Raw genomic sequence first — 18,098 nt, 5'->3', positions numbered from 1 at the left:
CGGCGTCAGCCTACTTCGCGGCCGTCGTACCGACCGGAGCCGACGCGGCGATGGCGGCGAACTGCTCGACGGTCAGTGACTCGCCACGGGCGCCGGGGTCGACGCCGGCGGCGGTGAGCGCCGCGGCCGCCCGGTCCGCGCCACCGGCCCAGCCGGCCAACGCGGCGCGCAGCGTCTTACGGCGCTGCGCGAACGCCGCGTCCACCACGGCGAACACCCGCTCCCGGGGTACGTCGGCGCGGGGCGGCTCGTGACAGGTGAACGCGACCAGGCCGGAGTCGACGTTGGGTACCGGCCAGAACACGTTCGGCGGCACCTTGCCCGCGCTCCGGGCCTGGGCGTACCAGGCGAGCTTGACCGACGGGATGCCGTACACCTTGGAGCCGGGACCGGCGACGAGCCGGTCGGCGACCTCCTTCTGCACCATCACCAGGCCGTGTCGCAGGGTGGGCAGCACGGCGAGCAGGTGCAACACCACGGGTACGGCGACGTTGTAGGGCAGGTTCGCCACCAGCGCCGTCGGCGGCGGGTCGGCCAGCTCGGCGGCGGCGACGCGCAGCGCGTCCGCGCGGTGCACGGTGAGCCGGGCGGCATCGGCCCCGGCGTGGAGCGCGACCGTCTCCGGCAGCGCCCCGGCGAGCACCGGGTCGATCTCCACAGCGTGCACGTGCCCGGCGGCCGGCAGCAGCCCCAGGGTCAGCGAGCCGAGCCCGGGCCCCACCTCCAGGGCCACGTCGTCGGGGGTCAGGCCGGCGGCGGTGACGATCCGACGCACGGTGTTCGGGTCGTGCACGAAGTTCTGGCCCAGCTTCTTGGTGGGCGCGACGCCCAGCCGGGCGGCGAGTTCCCGGATCTCCGCCGGGCCGAGGAGACCGGTCATGCCTGGCAGCGTAGCGACGGGGTCGGTGCCGACCGTCGGGCCGGGCTCACCATGGGCCGAAAGCCCGGTCGCCGGCGGCGGAGATGGCCGCGCAGAGCTCGTCCAGGTCGCTGCCGGTGGTCACGGCGAGCGCGCGGACGGTCAGCGGAATCAGGTACGACGCGTTCGGCCGGCCGCGGTGCGGCATCGGGGTCAGGTACGGGGCGTCGGTCTCCACCAGCATCTGATCCACCGGAGTGAGCGCGGCGGCCTCGCGCAGCGCCGTCGCGCTGCCGAAGGTGACGGTGCCGGCGAAGCTCAGCAGGTAGCCGCGGCGGACGCACTCGCGGGCGAAGTCGGCGTCACCGGAGAAGCAGTGCAGCACCACCCGGTCCGGAGCGCCCTCGTCGTCGAGGATCCGCAGCACGTCGGCGTGCGCCTCGCGGTCGTGGATGACCAACGTCTTGTCGTACCGCTTGGCGATGGCGATGTGCGCCCGGAAACTCTCCTCCTGCGCGGCACGCCCCTCGTCGCCGGTGCGGAAGAAGTCCATTCCGGTCTCGCCGATGCCCCGGACCCGATCGCGGGCGGCGAGTGACTCGATCTCCCGCAACGCCTCGTCGAGGTCGGCCAGCCGGGGCGCCTCGTTCGGGTGCAGCGCCACGGTGGCCAGCACGGCCGGGTACCGGTCGGCGGTGTCCGCGCCCCACCGGGACGAGGCGACGTCCACCCCCACCTGGACCAGTCGGTCGACGCCGACCTTCGTGGCCACCTCGATGGCCACGGCAACCGGGTCGTCGGCCGGCCCGCCGCCGGGCACACCGGCCTCGCTGACCGTGATGTCCAGGTGGGTGTGACTGTCCAGTACCGCCCGGGGCAGCGGCTCCGGGGCGGGCGGAAACTCTCCGGCCCGCCGGGCGGCACGCTCGCGGCGGGATTCAGTGGGCTCGCTCATCAGCGACAGCATCACACACCGGGCCTGTCCATCTGCCCGCCACCCGACGTTCACCCCGACTACGCCGCGCGACTCTACCGTCGCCACCGAGCGAGCGCGGCGGGCCACCGGCAGGCCCGCAGCGTGGCGCGAAGCGACGGCACAAGGCGAAGCGGAGCGCTGGCGATGAGCGGACTGCACGTGACGTTCGACGGCGGCGTGTACCCGGCCGAGGAGATCGCCCGAGGCGCCGCGTACGAGGTGTTCAGCGCCGACGAGGTGGCCGGCTTCGAGTGGGCGCCACGCCCTGGCAACGCCCTGCCCTGGCGCCGCTTCGTGCACGTGACCGAGGTGACAGCTGTGCACGGGGCGACGGAGCCGGCCGACGAGCCGGAGACGCCACTGCTGATGCCCGCCCACCGCGAGCACGGTTGGGCGTACCTGCACCAGCTCAGCCAGCAGCCGACGGCGGCGACTGACCCGCTGCTGACGGTGGCGCGCGCGTCGGCGGTGGTCCGGCGCGGCACCCGGATGATCAAGGTGCTCTCGGCCCGGCAGGTCGCCGGCTACGTACGGGGTTGGCTGCCGCACGGCTTCTGCTTCCGCGAGCACGATGTGGCACACCTGCGTACGCCGGCGACGACGACCGTGCTGCGTACCGACGGTGAAGCCGGCCGGGACGGCTCGGACGTGGCGTACGCGCTGCGCTGGCGCGCGTCCGACCCGGGCGACTACGACGTGCCGATGGGCCCGGCACACCACGGGCTGACCGCGCTGCCCTCCCGGGACCGGCTCGGCCCCCCGGTGCTGGGGACCGGCTTCGTGCCCAGCAACGGTCAGCTCATCCCGGAGTTCATCACCCGGGACTTCGCCGACCTGCCGATGCCGGCCAACGCCGCTCTCGTCGCCTACCCGGCGGAGGGGGTGGAGGTGGTGCTGTACACCTACCAGGCCGAACAGCGGGGGTGGCTGCGGATGGTGGGCCCGCAGTGGCGGCACCTGCTGGCCGGGGTGCCGGACCTCTCCCCCGACCAGGAGTACCTGCCGAACGCCGACGTGCCCCGCTCCACCCAGCTGGTCGGCGGGTACGGCGACAACGAGTACGAGGCGGTCGCCGACCTGCCCGGCGGGTTCCGGGTGCTGGCGATGACCCGGGCGGCCCGATACCCGGTGGACACGGTGGCCCGCCGGGTCCGGTTCGCCCAGTGGCGGGGGGTGCCGTGTCTGGTGCTGCGGGAGGAGGCCGGCTGGCTGCGGATGCGCCTGCGCCACCCGAACCCGGACACCGTGGTCACGACCGGCGCGCAGTGTCAGGAACGTGGCGTCTACGAGGCCTGGGCGCCGAGCGCCGAGGTGACCGACGACCAGGTGATGGACACCCGGTACGCGCTGTGACGTCACGCGGCGGCGGGACGGCCCGCCGCCGCGCGTCGTGCGGTCAGTCGGCGAGCCGGGCCAGCTCCTCGTCGACGATCGACGGGTCGAGCTTGCGGAACACCGGCTTCGGCGCGACCAGCGGGCGACCCGCCTCGATCGGCACCGACTCCCAGCGCGCGCCGACGGTGTAGTCCCCGGTGAGCACCGGGTACGCCGGGCCGCCGTCCAGGTCGTCGACCTGCTCGATCACCGGCATCGGCGCGTGCACGCCGGTGCCCCCGAGCAGCTCGTGGACCTGCTGCGCGGAGTGCGGCAGGAACGGGGTGAGCAGCGTGTTGGCATCACTGATCACCTGAAGGGCGACGTGCAGGATGGTGCCCATCCGGGGCTTGTCGGCCTCGTCCTTGAGCTTCCAGGGCGCCTGCTCGGAGAGGTACTTGTTGGCCTCGGCGACCACCTTCATGGCCTCACCGATCGCCTGCTTCTGCCGGTGCCGGCCGATCAGGTCGCCGACCGTGCCGAAACCGGCGCGGGCGACGGCGAGCAGGGCCTCGTCGGCTTCGGTGAGCCCGGCCGGGTCGACCGGCGGGATGGCACCGAAGTTCTTCGCGGCCATCGAGACGCACCGGTTGACCAGGTTGCCCCAGCCGGCGACCAACTCGTCGTTGTTGCGGCGCAGGAACTCGGCCCAGGTGAAGTCGGTGTCGTTGCTCTCCGGCCCGGCGGCGGCGATGAAGTAGCGCAACGCGTCGGCGTCGTAGCGCTCCAGGAAGTCGCGAACGTAGATGACCACCTTGCGGGACGAGGAGAACTTGCGCCCCTCCATGGTCAGGTACTCACTCGAGACGACCTCGGTGGGCAGGTTGAGCCGACCCAGCTCGCCCGGCTCCCCGTCGCGGGAGCCCTCGCCGGAGTATCCGGAGAGCAGCGCCGGCCAGATCACCGAGTGGAAGACGATGTTGTCCTTGCCCATGAAGTAGTAGGACTGGGCGTCCTTTCCGGCGTCGTCGGTGGACCACCACTTCCGCCACGCCTCGGGGTCGCCGGAGCGGCGGGCCCACTCGATCGAGGCGGACAGGTAGCCGATGACGGCGTCGAACCACACGTAGATTCGCTTGTCCGGCCGGTCACGCCAGCCGTCGAGCGGGATCGGGACGCCCCACTCCAGGTCACGGGTGATCGCCCGGGGCTGGAGGTCGTCGAGCAGGTTGCGGGAGAACCGCAGCACGTTGGGCCGCCACCCCTCGCGGGTGTCCAGCCACTGCCGCAGCACGTCGGCCAGGGCCGGCAGGTCCAGGAAGAAGTGCTCGGTCTCGACGAACTTCGGAGTTTCCCCGTTGATCCGCGACTTCGGGTCGATCAGGTCGATCGGGTCGAGCTGGTTGCCGCAGTTGTCGCACTGGTCACCGCGGGCGCTGTCGTACCCGCAGATCGGGCAGGTGCCCTCGATGTAGCGGTCGGGCAGGGTGCGGCCGGTGGACGGGGAGATCGCGCCCATGGTGGTCTTCGGCACGATGTAGCCGTTGCGGTACATCCCCTCGAACAGCTCCTGCACCACCGCGTAGTGGTTGCGGGTGGTGGTGCGGGTGAACAGGTCGTAGGAGAGGCCGAGGCCGTGCAGGTCCTCGACGATCACCCTGTTGTACCGGTCGGCCAGCTCGCGCGGGGTCACCCCGTCGGCGTCGGCCTGCACCTGGATCGGGGTGCCGTGCTCGTCGGTGCCGGAGACCATGAGCACGTCGTGGCCGGCCATCCGCATGTACCGGGCGAAGACGTCGGAGGGAACGCCGAAACCGGAGACGTGGCCGATGTGGCGGGGGCCGTTGGCGTACGGCCAGGCCACTGCCGCGAGAACGTGACTCATGAGCAGCAAGCCTAGTGACCCGTCCAGGGCGTCCGCGAACCAATAGGGGGTGCCCGACCGGCGGACGGGCCGACCACCTCGCCCGTTGGTCCGATTTGTCGTCGACACGCGGCTCAGCTGCCCGTTTCGTCTCCTGGCGCGGTGTGCAATGAACGTCGTGACGGGCAGACGAGCGGCGCGGGACCACGAGGACCGGCCCACCGGACCGGCGGTCGGCGACGACCAGGGGCCCGAACCCGCCGTGCCCCGGGTCACCGGGGTCGCGCCCCAGCCCCGGCCGGTGCCTGGGGCCGACCCGGGCCCGCAGCGGCCCACCCCGACGGGGAGGACCGCCGCTCCGACCCGGCCCATTCCGGTGGCGCCGTCGCCCACCCCGGCCCGGCCGACTCCGGCGGCACCCGTGCCCAGCCCGGCCCGGCCCGGTTCGTCGGGCCCGCCGGCCGGGTCGGCGTCGGCCAGCGCGGAGTCCGTCGAGCTGGAGCCGACCACCGGCGCGCCGGTGGACGCGGTGCCGCGTCGGGTGCCGGTCCGGAAGCCGGGCCGTCGGCAGCGGAACCAGCGGCCCGACGGCGACCCGACGGACGACGGGGACGCGTTCTGGGCGCCGATCGAGCAGGTGCACTGGGACGGCACCCCGGTCCGCAAGGACCCGACCCCGGCGCGGGTTCGCGGCCTCTGGCCGGTGCGGCGGCGGGCACCCCGCCGCACTCCCGTACCGCCGGATCCGCTGCCCGGGCTCGCCGCGCTGGTGGCGCTGAGCCTGGCCACGGCCTTCTTCGCCTGGGTCAGCGCCGGCCCGTTCTGGCTCGCGCTCGGGCATGCCCGGACGGGCACGGTGGTGATCGACGAGTGCTCCGGCGGCGGGCTCACCCAGCGGTGCCGGGGGATCTTCACGGCCGAGGACGGCCGGTTCATCGCCCACGGTGTCCGGGTCAGCGGCGTGCCGGTCGGCGCAAGCGCCCCCGGTACGCCACTGCCGGCGCGGATGACCGGCCCGGACAGCGGCACCGCGTACGCGGACGCCGGCCTGGGCCGGCACCTGCGGTGGCTGCCCGGCCTGCTGGGGGTGCTCGGCTGCGCCGCCGGCATCGTCCGGTGGACCGGGTCGGCGCGGCTGCCCGGTCGACGGCACCGCCGCTGGGCGGTGGCCGCCGCCATCGCCGGCCCCGCGCTGATCACCGTCGGGTTCCTGATCGCCGCCTGGTGACCCCGCCGTCCGGCGAGCCCGTCCCGGTCAGCTGTGCACGATCGTGTAGACGTCCCGGCGGCGCAGCGCGTATTCGGTGGCGACGTCGGTGATGGCGTCCCGGCGGGACTGGCCGGCGGCCTCCCGCTCGGCGACGGCGGCCCGCAGGGTGTCGTCGTCGGGGCGTTCGGCGGCGGTTACCGGCGCGCCGGCCACCACCAGGGTGATTTCTCCGCGTGGGTCCCCCTCGGCGGCCCATCGGGCCAGCTCGCCGAGCGGACGGCGGAGCACCTCCTCGTAGGTCTTGGTGAGTTCGCGGCAGAGGGCGGCCGGCCGGTCCGCTCCGAACGTGTCGGCCAGGTCGGTGAGAGTCGCCTTGATCCGGTGCGGCGCCTCGAAGAAGACGAGGGTGCGTTCTTCGGCGGCGAGGGCGCGCAGCCGGGATCGGCGGCCGCCGGGGGTGCGGGGCAGGAATCCCTCGAAGCAGAACCGGTCGCAGGGCAGCCCGGAGACGGCCAGCGCGGTGGTGACCGCGCTCGGCCCGGGGGCGACGGTGACCGGCGCGCCGACGTCCAGGGTGGCCCGGACCAGCCGGTAGCCGGGGTCGGAGACGCTCGGCATGCCGCCGTCGGTGACCAGCGCCACCACGTACCCGCCCAGGATGGCCTCGACCAGCTCGGGGGTGCGCCGCTCCTCGTTGCCCTCGAAGTAGGAGACGATTCGACCGCCGACGGTGAGGTCGAGGTCGCGGGCCAGCCGGGTGAGCCGGCGGGTGTCCTCGGCGGCGACCACGTCGGCGCTGATCAGCACCTCCCGGAGCCGGGCCGAGGCGTCGGCGGGGTTGCCGAGCGGAGCACCGAGCAGAATCAGGCGCCCAACTTCGGACATTTCACCCACGGATTCGTCTCCTTCATTGACTGGGAATACCGGTATCAGGGACGACGGACGCCACCGGCCACCTTGGCAGCCTACGATCGCCGGGTGACGAGTGCGTCGACAGCGCAGAGCCCGAGCGCCGACCCGGACAAGATGATCCAGGTGACGGGCGAGCCCAGTGCCAGCCAGGAGCCGACGGCACCGAGCGCCGAGGGCGGCGGGATGGCCGCCGTAATCCGGCGACGGTTCGCCACCGTCGACACCCAGGTGGACCGGTTCTCCTGGCTGGCCACAGCGGTGGTCGTGGCCATCGCGGCGATCGTGCGCTTCGTCGGGCTGTCCAGCCCGAAGGGCAAGATCTTCGACGAGACGTACTACGCCAAGGACGCCTACGGGCTGATCTCCCGGGGCGTGGAGTGGAACTACAAGGACAACGTCCCGTCGTACGTGGTGCACCCTCCGCTGGGCAAGTGGTTGATCGGCATCGGCGAGTGGGCCTTCGGCTATCAGGACGCGGATTCCAAGGTCTCCGTTCCCGGGCATCTGATCACCACCTCGCCGGAGTTCGGCTGGCGCTTCTCGGCGGCCGTGATCGGCACGCTGTCGGTGCTGCTACTGGTCCGCATCGGCCGGCGGATGTTCCGCTCGACGGTGCTCGGCTGCGCGGCTGGCCTGCTGCTCGCCCTGGACGGCTTCCACCTGGTGCTGTCCCGCGCGGCTCTGCTCGACATCTTCCTGCTCTTCTTCGTGCTGGCCGCGTTCGGCGCGCTGGTCCTCGATCGGGACGCCCGGCGTCGGCGCTGGGCTCGGGCCCTGGACGACGGGCTCGATCCGAGTCAGCCGGGCCGGGCCGGTCGACCGCCGACCGGTTGGCGCACCTGGCCGTGGTGGCGGTTGGCGGCCGGGGTGCTGATCGGCTGCGCGTGCGCGGTGAAGTGGAGCGCCCTGTACTTCGTGCCGGCCTTCGCCCTGCTGGTGCTCCTCTGGGAGGTCGGCGTCCGCCGCTCGGCGGGGGTTCGCCGGCCCTGGCGGGACACTCTGATCGACGAGCTGCCCTGGCTGGTGCTCGCCGGCGTGCTGATGCTCGGCACCTACCTCGCCACCTGGTCGGGTTGGCTGCTCACCGACGACGGCTACTACCGGCTCGCATCGTCGGCGGCCTACCGGACCGACTCGCTCAGCGACCGCCCGGTGATCGGCCCGCTGATCAACCTCATCGAGTACCACCGGGCCGCGTACGGCTTCCACGCCCAACTCGACGACGCGCACAAGTACCAGTCCTGGCCGTGGCAGTGGCTGCTGCTGGGTCGGCCGGTGGCGTTCCACTACGCCAGCGACGGCGTCTGCGGCGCGCCGACCTGCGCCTCGGAGATTCTGCTGCTCGGCACCCCGCTGCTCTGGTGGTCGTTCCTGCCCGCCCTGGTGGCGCTGGTCTGGCTGGGTGTGGCCCGACGGGACTGGCGGGCCGGCGCGATCCTGCTCACCGTGGCCGCCGGGCTGCTGCCGTGGTTCTGGTTCGCCCTCGACGGCCGGACGATGTTCTCGTTCTACGCCGCACCGGCGGTGCCGTTCCTGGTGCTGGCCGTGGTGTACGTGCTGGGCGCGATGATCGTCCCCGACGGGGCGGACGTGGGTGCGGTACGGCCGCTGGTGCCCGGTGACCCGACCTACGAACGCCGGCTGGTGGGCAGCATCGCGGCGGGGGCGTACGTGTTGCTGGTGGGGCTCTGCTTCGCGTACTTCTATCCGATCTTCGTCGGCCGGGTGATTCCGTACTCGGATTGGCTGTCCCGGATGTGGCTCGACGGCCGGTGGATATAAGCATCGGCAGGCGACGCGCCGCTTAGCGCGACGACAGAAGGGCCCGCACGCTTCGGCGTGCGGGCCCTTCTCACAAAGGTGCGCGCCCCGATCGCCTGCCACGGGGGAAGCGGGCGATTGGGGCGCGCATGAAGAGCTTAACCACCGCGCACCACCGGCACAACGGGTCGACTTGGGTCAGATTTCCGACGGATGATGGCCGGGCCGAGACCTCCCCGCACACAGTTGACCGAGGGTGACCCGGCGTGGACCCAGAGCGCGGGCGCGAACCCCCTCCACCCGAACGATCATCCAAAGTGGATCTCACTACACTGCCGGTCGTGATCAACTTCAGACGATCGACGGCGGTCCTTCTCGGACTGCTGGCGACCACCGCGCTGGCCGGGCCCGCCCCGGCACGCGCCGACGAGGAGCCCGCGCCCGAACCGCCCCGCGTCGAGCTGGTGCTCGACGTCAGCGGATCGATGCGCGCCGCCGACATCGACGGACGCACCCGGATCTCCGTCGCCCAGCAGGCGTTCAACGAGGTGGTCGACGCGCTACCCGAGGAGACGCAGCTCGGCATCCGGGTGCTCGGCGCGACCTACCGCGGCAAGGACAAGAAGGTCGGCTGCCAGGACACGCAGCAGATCGTGCCGGTCGGCCCGGTGGACCGGACCGCCGCCAAGGCCGCGGTGGCGACACTTCGGCCAACCGGGTTCACCCCGGTCGGGCTGGCGCTGCGCTCCGCCGCGCAGGACCTGGGCACGGGGTCCACCACCCGGCGGATCGTGCTGATCACCGACGGCGAGGACACCTGCGCTCCGCCGGACCCGTGCGAGGTGGCCCGGGAACTGGCCGCCCAGGGCACCAGCCTGGTCGTCGACACCCTCGGCCTGGCCCCTGACGAGAAGGTCCGCCGGCAACTGCTCTGCATCGCCAGCGCGACCGGCGGGACCTACACCGCCGCGCAGAGCGCAGAGGAGCTGACCGACCGGATCAAACAGCTCGTCGAGCGGGCCGCCGACACGCACACCCGGGCACCCACGGTGGTCGGCGGCACGAACGCCTGCGACTCGGCGCCACTGCTCGCCCCCGGCGTCTACGCCGACCGGGAGGCGTTCTCCGAGCACCGCTACTACCGGGTGCCGATCCGCCCCGGGCAGGAACTGCGGGCCTCGGTGAGCATGGCGCTGGACCGGGCCGTCAACCGGGACTACGGGGTGCTGCTGCGGGCCACCGCGGCCGACGGCCGGGAACTCGTCCGAGGCGCGGACGCCGGCAGCGGACGGGCCGACGTGCTCTCCGCCGGGCTGCGCTGGTCGGCCACCGCCGACAGCGAGGACGCCACCGAGCCCGAGCAGAGCCCCGCGCCGGTCGTCGAACCCACCACCGTCTGCCTGGTGGTCAGCAACTCGTTCGCCCCGCGACCCGGCACCGCGGCGACCCCCGGCATGCCGGTGGAGCTGACCATCGACGTGGTCCCCGCCGCACCCGCACCGGACGGCCCGGACCTCGGGCGGGGCTGGGTGCTGCTCGCCCTGCTCACCGTCGCCGGGCTGATCACCGGCCTGCTCGCCGGCCTGCTCACCCGCTGGTGGGTCGCCACCTGGAGGGAGAACTGATGCGTACCGCGCTGTTCCGGTCGATGGCGGCGCTGCTCGCCGCCGGCGGGGCCGCTCTGCTCCCCGCCGCTGCCGTCGCCGCACCGACCCCCTCCCCCGGTGCCACGCCGGTGAACCGGGCCGGCACGTCGTTCCTCACCGCCACCCCGATCACCGCCGGACAACCGGTACGGGTGGACGCCTCGATCGGCGACCACCTCTACTGGTCGTTCACGGCGACGGCCGGCCAGGTGCACGAGATCAACGCCACCGTCGCCTTCCCGAAGGTACGCAGCGGGGCCTCCACCTGGACGGTGGACGTCTTCGACGGACTCCGGCGACGCCAGGCGTGCACGGCGGGGGCACAGACCCCGACCGTGGACGCGAAGGCGTCGACAGTGGCGCTGGGCTGCACGCTGCGCGAGGTACGACCGTGGGCGGAGCCCTGGTCGGCCGATCCCCTGCCCGGCACGTACGTCATCCGGTTGTCCGTGATCGACCTGCCGGAGCCGGATCTGGGTGCGCCGATCGACGTCGACCTGCTGGTCGGCACCGTCGCCGACCGGGGCGCTTCGGCTGACGACGGCGAGTTGGCCGCCCCGCTGGTGCCGAACACCAAGGCCGGCACGGTGCTCAACGCCGTACCCCCGGTGGACGCGGAGGCCGACGACGAGAGCGACTCGCTGACGGACTGGTTGCCGGATCTCGGCTCGCGTTGGGTCTGGACCGGCATCGGTGGCGCGCTCGCCGCGGTGGCTGGCGTGTTCGGCTTCGCGCTGACCCGGCGGCCCCGACGTCGCTGACGGCACCGCTGGTGGCCCCGCCCGGCGGTGGGGCCACCAGCGGTTCAGCTACGCCGGGAGCCGCGCGGCAACCAGCCGATGAACCGGTCCTGGAGCGACATCACCGGTGCGGTGCGCAGATCCTCCGTGGCAGCGGCGAGGCAGGAGCCCAGATAAACGCTGAGCATGGCGCGATCACCCCCGTACTCCGCCAGCAGCCGGGTGCGCTTCGTCGCACACGGCCACTCGTCACCGCAGGAGCCGCAGCTCCAGCAGGGGGTTTTCGGGGCGTGATCATCCGCCCGCGCCCCCGGCCGTTCCGCACCATCGGTCATCGCACGTCCTTCCAGATGTCCACGGGGCTGGCGGCTGCCATGCCGGCCAGCATTGACGGTGGTCCCCCCGGAGCCATCAGAGAGGGCGCTGCGCGTCCCTCCGGTGTTACATCTTTGCGGTACCTTGGGCGCTCGTGGGAGTCGGAAAGTTGACGGTTGACCTGATGCGCCATTCCTACCGACCAGTAGGCCACCGGGATGCGTGACCTGCTGCCGACGACGGTCGCGGTCGCCATCGCCGGCCCCGAGGACTGGACGGGCGAGTTACTCCCCGCTGAGCAGGCATGTCTCGGCGAGCGGGCCGTGCAGACCCGTCGACGGGACTTTGCCGCCGGCAGGATGTGCGCCCGCCGGGCACTACGCGACCTCGGCCTACCGACGACCGCCGTTCCCGCCGCCGCGGACCGCGCGCCGGTCTGGCCGGCCGGGGTGGTCGGCAGCATCACCCACACCGCCGGCTACTGCGCCGCCGCCGCCGCGCACACCACCGACATCCGGTCCGTCGGAATGGATGCCGAGCAGCACCGCGAGGTCAATCCGGGGGTACGCAGACTCGTGCTGCTGCCCGAGGAGGAGGCCGCCTGCGCGCGATTGCCCCACGGCGCCTACTGGCCGGTGGTGCTGTTCAGTGCGAAGGAGACCGTCTACAAGGTGTGGTATCCGGTCGTCGGCAGTTGGTTGGACTTCCACGACGCCCGACTCGACGTCGATCCGGAGACCGGCACGTTCACCGCGCGGATCGCGCCGGCCCGGGTGGACGCGGCGGGGGTGGCCGACCCGCCGGCATCGATCACCGGCCGCTTCGTGATCGCCGACGGGCTGGTCCGCACCGCCGCGGTACTGCCGCTGCGCTGACCTCACCTGGTTACTCACAGCAATGAGTGGAATACCGACATGCGTCTACGTTCAGTGCCCTCCCGACCACTGTCCATGCTGGTCGGTGCGGTGTCGCGGTGCCTACGGTGGGACGCCGCCAGCGGGGCGGCCGGGCGCCGCGCGACCCACGGTAACGTCGAAGAGTTCCCCGCACCGCACGTACCGAAGCGTCAAGGAGTACGGTGACCCACCCCCAGCCCTCCGCCAGATCGCAGGACCCGCAGCAGCCGAACCCGCAGCAGCCGAACCGTCCGTTCGCGGCGACACCGCAGCCGCCGTTCTCCGGGGCGGCGTACCCGGCGGATGGGCACCCGGACACTGGCGGCGGCTATCGAGCACCTGACGGACCGGGCTACCCGATCATCGCGGCACCCCCGCTGCGGACAGAACGCTCCAAGAGGTCCGCAGTGGTCGTCGCGGTCACCGCGGCCGTCCTCACCCTGCTCGCCAGCGCCGGTGGCATCGTGGCGGTCGTCATCGGCACCAAGAGCGCCGCCACTGCGGTGGGCGAGGCCCGAACCACCGCTTCCCCGTCACCGGTGAACAATGACACCCGCGACATGTCGCCCGGCGACACCCTGGTCATCGACCGCGACGCCGGCACGGTCGAGATCACCGTGACGAAGTTCAGCAGCGCCACCAAACCCTGCAAGTCCCACGGACTGAAGCCCGGCGGGGGCGTGTACGTGATCGCCGACGTGACGGTGGCCGTCACCAAGGGGACCGCGTCGACGAACCCGCTCTTCTTCCAATGGGTCGCCGCCGACGGCACCAAGACCACCGCGATCGGTGGCGCCTTCTCCGGCTGCGGCAAGCCGATGGCGGCCAGCGACGACCTGACCGCCGGCACCAAACGCACCGGCAGTGTGGTGTTCGACGTCCACAACACCTCGGGCGCGTTGGAGTACCAGGACCAGTTCCAGACCGCCGGTTCCTGGAAGCCGTGACCGTCCCAGGGCGCGGGGCCGACCCCACCCGGGTCAGCCCCGCGCCCCGGCGTCGTCACCAGGCGTAGCGGGCCAGCAGGTACACCGTGAGCCGCTTACCGTCGCGTACCGCCACCACGTTCCCGGTCACCACGTCCCCCTCGCGCCGGTAGACCTGATACGACGGCGCGTCGAAGCGCCACCCGATGGTGTCCGGAATGGTCGCGGCGCGAAGCGGAAACCCCGCGTCCGTCGGTGCCATCGTCGGTGGCTCCGCCGGCACGGCCGCCCAGCCCTCGAGGATCCGGTCCAGGCACCCCTGCGACGTGGTGAAGTACAGGTACAGCTCACCCATCGGCCCGGTCACGTCCTCGGCGTTGCTGTACCGCAGGCCGTCCACGTCACACGGCAGGCTGACCTGGTAGTGCGGCAGGATGTCGTCCTCGAAGTCACCCCGGGTCACACCGAACAACCCGTCCGGGTGCCGGTAGGGCCGTGGACCCCAGAAGTGGGCGGGCGGGTAGAGCGCGACCGCCAGCCCGACGACCACCAGCCCGATCACCGCCCAGCGGCGGAGCCGACGGCTGGGCCGTCGAAGCATCGACAGTGCCGCCGGCCGCTCAGCCTCGACCGTCGGAGTGGCTGGGCGAACACCTTCGGCCGGGGCGAACAGCACCTCCCGTACGACTCCCCGGAACAGCGTCGCGGTATCCCCGATGAACCGCAGCCGGCCCACCCCGAGCAGACGCAACGCGGCACCGTGCCCGTACGCGACCACCGCCACAGCGCCGAGCAGCAGCACCCACCACCCCGCCGCCACCGCGGCCCGTACCGGTCGACTGCGCCCCTCCCATCCCTCGCGTAACCGCTGGGTGTGGAAGGGCACGTGCGTCTGCTCGTCGACCAGGATGCGGGCAGCCACGTCAGTGAGCAGTGGATCGGCCGTGCCGTCGCGTACGACCCGGTAGTAGCGCAGGGCGACCACCTCGGCGACCATCAGCGTCATCAGTTCCAGTCGCAACCCCAGGGCCCGCCGGACCGCCACGAACACCCGGTCGGTCCAGTGCCCTTCGATGACAGCCTCGCCCGTGCTGAGCAGCAGTTGCTTGAGGAGACGGGCGTGGTTCTGCTCCTCGGCGACGAACAGTCGAACCGCCGCCAGGTAGGTCGCGTCGCCCGCGTCGACGCTCTTGCGGATCAGGTTCGCGCCATCACCGTCCTCACCGGCCTGGAACCTCTGCAAACTGCGGATCAGCGCGCCCGGCAGTGGACTCGCCGCACTCCACTGCGGTTCCGGTTCCTCGCTCCGACGCTCGGCGTTCGCGGTGAACTCACGTACCCATGTCTCGAAACCCATCTCGCTTCCCCCGTTTCTGCCACGATCGTGCGGTTACCGCCCCCACGCCTCGGTGGTGGTGACGACTGGCCGGCCGGTGCGTACCGATTCTTCGATGGCGACGCTGATCAGGTGGTCCTGGCAGGCTTCGGCGAGGGGGTAGGGCGCGGGTCCCTCGTCCCGCGCCCACGCCCCGGCGCGGGCGACGATGTCGGCCACCGCGATGTCGTCGTCGGACATCCCGCTGCCGACGAACGGATTGCGGTACACCACGTCGCCGTCGAAGCTGATTTGCTTCAGGTCCAGCCCCTCCAGGTTGAGGTCGAGACCGGTCTGGCGTCGCACGAGGAATGACTCCACCGGCGTGGTCGGGTCGACCAGCCGGACGACCCGGTCGTCCACCAGCTCACCGCGCGAGCCCCGCACCACCAACCGGCGGGTACGCAGCGGGTTCCACCACTGGTTGTCGGTGAAGTCGTACAACCCCATCCGCCCACCGAAGTCGATCGTCGCGAGGGTGGTGGAGAGCTGCTGCGGGGTGTCGTCGCCGCTCCAGCCCGCCGGCGAGAGCGGGTTGGCCAGCGGCGCGACGAAGGCACGGGCGTTGACCTCGGCGCTCTCATGGCCGACGCCGAGCAGGCCACGGATCAGCGAGACCGCGTGGTACAGGTGGGTCGACGAGATCTGGACCGACGTCGGCTCGCCGAGCACCCCGGCCCGGACCAGGGAAAGCCGCGCCGCGTGCCCGGGCATCAGCAGGTACTGCTCGGCGACCTGGACCAGACCGCTGTCGCCGACGTCGGCCCAGAGCGAACGCAGACCCGCCAGGTCAGCGGCGGGCGGCGTCTCGGCGAGCACCGGTACGCCCGCCGCGACCAACTCCCGGGTCACCTCGGGTGTCACCGGCCACGGCACCGACACGATGACGAAGTCCGGCCGCTCGTGGGCGAGCAGCTCCGCCGTCGTGCGGAAGGTCCGCACACCCCAGTCGGCCGTCACCGCGTCTCCCCGGGATTCGGTACGCGTCACCACGCCGGTCACCCGGAACCGTTCGGGGAGCAGCCGGGCCAGGCGGAGGAAGAACTCACCCCGCCAGCCGCTTCCGACGATGCCGAACCGGGTCTGGGTCACCGAAGTCATCTGGGCTCCTCACGTAGAGGCCCGGATGCTAACCGTTTCCGGGCCGTCCCGTTCGCTACGGTTGCGGCGATGACGACCGACCCGTTGCCCGCTGTGCCCGTGCTCGCGCCCGACGCGGGACCGCGCCTGGACTACTACCTGGTGGGCGCCCCCGACCCGGCTGCCACTGTGGAGGGTCTGCTCGTCGAGGAGTTCACCCGCCACCCCGACTTCACCACGACGGGTCTGGACAGCGCCGGCTGGACCCCGCAGGACGGCTGGTGGAGTTCCGCCGCGCTGAGTCGCGGTGTACGCACCGACCCCGACGTGCTGGCCCGGGTGTTCCCCACCTCGCGCCGGGAGGCCGAGGACGTCTACCGGGCGCTCGGCGGCGGGCACCTGCCCGACGAGCCGGTGCTCCGTACGCACTTCGTCGACCACCAACCGATCGCCACCGCCCCGCCGCTGCGGCTCGGCCCCGCACAACCCCCGGCCGGCTTCCACGAGCGGCGGGTGTACCGCGTCCTCTTCGCCAAGGACCTCCGCGCCGAGCAGGTGGCGAGCCTCCGGACGGCCTGGCGGACACCGGCGGGCGGCACGAGCACCGCCGCCGCGAGCGGCCGTCTCGACGAAGGCGCGGACCAGATCACCTGGGACCTGCGGCGAGTCGGCCACCACCTCGCCTGGTGCCTCGACGTGACAGTTCTGCTGAGCGGCGCCGCCACCGAAGTGGTGGGCTCGACGCTGGTCGATCTGACCACCGTCCTACGCCAGTACGGCCTGATACCCGTGACGACCGAACGCTTCTCCTGACCAGTCCCAACCTGTCGACTGGACCACCATGCGCAACCGCTGCGCGCCGGTTCGCTTTCGATCTGCGGCTCGGCGATGTTCGGTTCGCGGGCCTGTGGCGTTCGATATGCGGCGGCACGCTGATCGACGAGGAACATCGTCGGCGGCCGACCACTAAGCCACGAGACTCTTGGCCAATGTGTGCTCGCGACGCACGCCGTCGGGCATGAGGTCGCCTAGCTCACCGGTGTCACGGAAGCCGCTCCGCTGGTAGAGCGCCCAGGCGTTCTTGTTGCCCTCCACCACGGTTAGGCGCAGCGTCTCCGCGCCCACCAGCCGAGCCCACTGCTCGACCGCCCGCACAAGGTGATCGCCCACGCTCCGGCCACGCCCCACCGGCGCTACGTACATCGAGATCAGCTTGACGACGCCGTCCTGATCGGTCGGCACGCCGCTGGCCATCCCGGCGGGCCGCCCATCGAGCATCGCCATGATGTTGTACGAGCCGGGGATGGCCAGCCGTCCGCGCCAGCGTTCCTCACGGTCACCCTCGCCCTGCCAGTCCGCCAACTGGGAACCGAACGCGTACGCCGCCTCCGCCAGCGCAGCGAGTCGCAGCTCTCGCCACATCTTCCAGTCGTCCTCGCTGAGCACACGCATCTCGATCATGCGGTGAAGGGTGTCGCAGGCGCGGGGAGCAGGCAACCCGGTATCCGGTGACGCGGTGTGACGACCAGGCCCTGCCATGAGGGCACCTTCCACTCGCTGCGGCACTCCAGCCCGCGGATCACGCTGGACACCTACGTCCACTGGTGGCCGAAGAAGGACCGCCGCCGCAACATCATCAGCGGTGCTCTCCGCGACGCCAGCGCCAAACGAAAACAGGGCCCGAAGGCCCTGGATTCTCACTGATTTGTGCCGGATCCGTGCCCGCCGATCTTGGTCGGCGGGTTTCCCCAGGTAGAACATCGTGCTGGTGGAGCTGAGGGGATTTGAACCCCAAACGCCGTGGGTCGGGTAGAGATCATCCGTAAACGGGCAGATCCGGCCCCTGACCAGCATCGGAACCTCCAGCGACTCTCGACGTTTTACGCCCGTTTCCAGCCTCAGTTGTACTGGATCTGTACTTGATGATCATGAAGGGGCATCGAAGGCTATTGGGCCTTCGGGCTGACGAACGTGCCTCTTTGCGGCACCACGAACAGCACACCCTGATCAACCAGCACGGCGATCGCGCGTCGCACGGTCGCACGGGCGACGCCGTACTCCTGCACCAAATGCGCCTCCGAAGGGACCGCCCGGTTGGGTTGCCAGTCTCCGCGCTGAACCCGGGCCGCGAGGATGCCGGCCAGTTGGCGGTAGGGCGGCAGCGGTGCGCCGTGGTCGATGTGCGCGTCCGGGTCGAACTCCATACGCCTGACGCTAGAAGTCT

Annotated in this window: 18 protein-coding genes; 9 read left to right on the top strand and 9 right to left on the bottom strand. The window is 71.8% G+C overall.

Annotated features, from left to right (window positions below):
• Nucleotides 1–10: 10 nt before the first annotated feature.
• Together rsmA and EV382_RS29115 are read right to left on the bottom strand one after the other, a co-directional pair.
• Nucleotides 11–880, bottom strand: a complete 870-nt coding sequence (gene rsmA / locus EV382_RS29120) for a 16S rRNA (adenine(1518)-N(6)/adenine(1519)-N(6))-dimethyltransferase RsmA (RefSeq protein ID WP_130407106.1) — start codon at nucleotides 878–880, stop codon at nucleotides 11–13.
• 46 nt (nucleotides 881–926) lie between these two features.
• On the bottom strand, nucleotides 927–1,826 hold the full coding sequence (locus EV382_RS29115) for a TatD family hydrolase (protein WP_130407104.1): 900 nt from the start codon (nucleotides 1,824–1,826) through the stop codon (nucleotides 927–929).
• 153 nt (nucleotides 1,827–1,979) lie between these two features.
• Between EV382_RS29115 and EV382_RS29110 the strand changes: the two genes are divergently transcribed.
• On the top strand, nucleotides 1,980–3,188 hold the full coding sequence (locus tag EV382_RS29110) for a hypothetical protein (RefSeq protein ID WP_130407102.1): 1,209 nt from the start codon (nucleotides 1,980–1,982) through the stop codon (nucleotides 3,186–3,188).
• A gap of 43 nt (nucleotides 3,189–3,231) precedes the next feature.
• On the opposite strand, the gene metG is transcribed toward EV382_RS29110, so the two are convergent.
• Entirely contained in the window at nucleotides 3,232–5,034 is a 1,803-nt protein-coding gene (gene metG, locus EV382_RS29105; RefSeq protein ID WP_130407100.1) for a methionine--tRNA ligase, read from the bottom strand.
• Nucleotides 5,035–5,182: 148 nt separating this feature from the next.
• On the opposite strand from metG, the gene EV382_RS29100 reads away from it, so the two are divergent.
• Complete coding sequence (locus tag EV382_RS29100) at nucleotides 5,183–6,241, top strand: hypothetical protein (protein WP_279636521.1); 1,059 nt, start codon at nucleotides 5,183–5,185, stop codon at nucleotides 6,239–6,241.
• Nucleotides 6,242–6,268: 27 nt separating this feature from the next.
• On the opposite strand, the gene rsmI is transcribed toward EV382_RS29100, so the two are convergent.
• On the bottom strand, nucleotides 6,269–7,108 hold the full coding sequence (gene rsmI / locus EV382_RS29095) for a 16S rRNA (cytidine(1402)-2'-O)-methyltransferase (protein WP_425272009.1): 840 nt from the start codon (nucleotides 7,106–7,108) through the stop codon (nucleotides 6,269–6,271).
• Nucleotides 7,109–7,201: 93 nt separating this feature from the next.
• Between rsmI and EV382_RS29090 the strand changes: the two genes are divergently transcribed.
• The 3 genes from EV382_RS29090 to EV382_RS29080 all read left to right on the top strand — a co-directional run bounded on the left by EV382_RS29090 (nucleotide 7,202) and on the right by EV382_RS29080 (nucleotide 11,303).
• Entirely contained in the window at nucleotides 7,202–8,917 is a 1,716-nt protein-coding gene (locus EV382_RS29090) for a dolichyl-phosphate-mannose--protein mannosyltransferase (RefSeq protein ID WP_130407096.1), read from the top strand.
• A gap of 320 nt (nucleotides 8,918–9,237) precedes the next feature.
• On the top strand, nucleotides 9,238–10,521 hold the full coding sequence (locus EV382_RS29085; protein ID WP_130407094.1) for a VWA domain-containing protein: 1,284 nt from the start codon (nucleotides 9,238–9,240) through the stop codon (nucleotides 10,519–10,521).
• Nucleotides 10,521–11,303 (top strand): peptidase, encoded by a 783-nt coding sequence (locus tag EV382_RS29080; RefSeq protein WP_130407092.1) that lies wholly within the window; start codon nucleotides 10,521–10,523, stop codon nucleotides 11,301–11,303. Before EV382_RS29085 ends, EV382_RS29080 begins: the two co-directional genes overlap by 1 nt.
• Nucleotides 11,304–11,347: 44 nt before the next feature.
• On the opposite strand, the gene EV382_RS29075 is transcribed toward EV382_RS29080, so the two are convergent.
• Nucleotides 11,348–11,617 (bottom strand): hypothetical protein, encoded by a 270-nt coding sequence (locus EV382_RS29075; protein WP_130407090.1) that lies wholly within the window; start codon nucleotides 11,615–11,617, stop codon nucleotides 11,348–11,350.
• 198 nt (nucleotides 11,618–11,815) lie between these two features.
• Here EV382_RS29075 and EV382_RS29070 point away from each other — a divergent pair, with 198 nt between their 5' ends.
• Together EV382_RS29070 and EV382_RS29065 are read left to right on the top strand one after the other, a co-directional pair.
• The gene (locus tag EV382_RS29070) at nucleotides 11,816–12,472 is read left to right on the top strand and encodes a 4'-phosphopantetheinyl transferase family protein (RefSeq protein ID WP_130407088.1); all 657 of its coding nucleotides are present in this window, start codon (nucleotides 11,816–11,818) and stop codon (nucleotides 12,470–12,472) included.
• 203 nt (nucleotides 12,473–12,675) lie between these two features.
• Nucleotides 12,676–13,440 carry a DUF4352 domain-containing protein gene (locus tag EV382_RS29065; RefSeq protein WP_130407086.1) on the top strand — a complete coding sequence of 255 codons (765 nt, stop codon included), beginning with the start codon at nucleotides 12,676–12,678 and terminating at the stop codon, nucleotides 13,438–13,440.
• 55 nt (nucleotides 13,441–13,495) lie between these two features.
• On the opposite strand, the gene EV382_RS33180 is transcribed toward EV382_RS29065, so the two are convergent.
• Both EV382_RS33180 and EV382_RS29055 read right to left on the bottom strand, forming a co-directional pair.
• The gene (locus EV382_RS33180) at nucleotides 13,496–14,776 is read right to left on the bottom strand and encodes a ferritin-like domain-containing protein (RefSeq protein WP_208758514.1); all 1,281 of its coding nucleotides are present in this window, start codon (nucleotides 14,774–14,776) and stop codon (nucleotides 13,496–13,498) included.
• 33 nt (nucleotides 14,777–14,809) lie between these two features.
• Nucleotides 14,810–15,895, bottom strand: coding sequence for a Gfo/Idh/MocA family protein (locus EV382_RS29055; protein ID WP_130407084.1), 1,086 nt, complete (start codon nucleotides 15,893–15,895; stop codon nucleotides 14,810–14,812).
• 69 nt (nucleotides 15,896–15,964) lie between these two features.
• Between EV382_RS29055 and EV382_RS29050 the strand changes: the two genes are divergently transcribed.
• A complete protein-coding gene (locus tag EV382_RS29050) occupies nucleotides 15,965–16,687 on the top strand; it encodes a hypothetical protein (RefSeq protein ID WP_130407082.1) in 723 nt (240 codons plus the stop codon).
• Nucleotides 16,688–16,840: 153 nt separating this feature from the next.
• On the opposite strand, the gene EV382_RS29045 is transcribed toward EV382_RS29050, so the two are convergent.
• The gene (locus tag EV382_RS29045; protein WP_130407080.1) at nucleotides 16,841–17,335 is read right to left on the bottom strand and encodes a GNAT family N-acetyltransferase; all 495 of its coding nucleotides are present in this window, start codon (nucleotides 17,333–17,335) and stop codon (nucleotides 16,841–16,843) included.
• A gap of 57 nt (nucleotides 17,336–17,392) precedes the next feature.
• On the opposite strand from EV382_RS29045, the gene EV382_RS29040 reads away from it, so the two are divergent.
• Nucleotides 17,393–17,578: a hypothetical protein gene (locus EV382_RS29040; RefSeq protein ID WP_130407078.1), complete on the top strand. Its 186-nt coding sequence runs from the start codon at nucleotides 17,393–17,395 to the stop codon at nucleotides 17,576–17,578.
• Nucleotides 17,579–17,820: 242 nt separating this feature from the next.
• On the opposite strand, the gene EV382_RS29035 is transcribed toward EV382_RS29040, so the two are convergent.
• Entirely contained in the window at nucleotides 17,821–18,078 is a 258-nt protein-coding gene (locus EV382_RS29035; RefSeq protein WP_130407076.1) for a GntR family transcriptional regulator, read from the bottom strand.
• Nucleotides 18,079–18,098 lie beyond the last annotated feature (20 nt).

Origin of the sequence: Micromonospora violae (assembly GCF_004217135.1) — a bacterium.
Taxonomy (GTDB): Bacteria; Actinomycetota; Actinomycetes; order Mycobacteriales; family Micromonosporaceae; genus Micromonospora; species Micromonospora violae.
The sequence above is the reverse complement of the archived record's forward strand: the minus strand, read 5'-3'. Positions and strand labels throughout refer to the sequence as shown.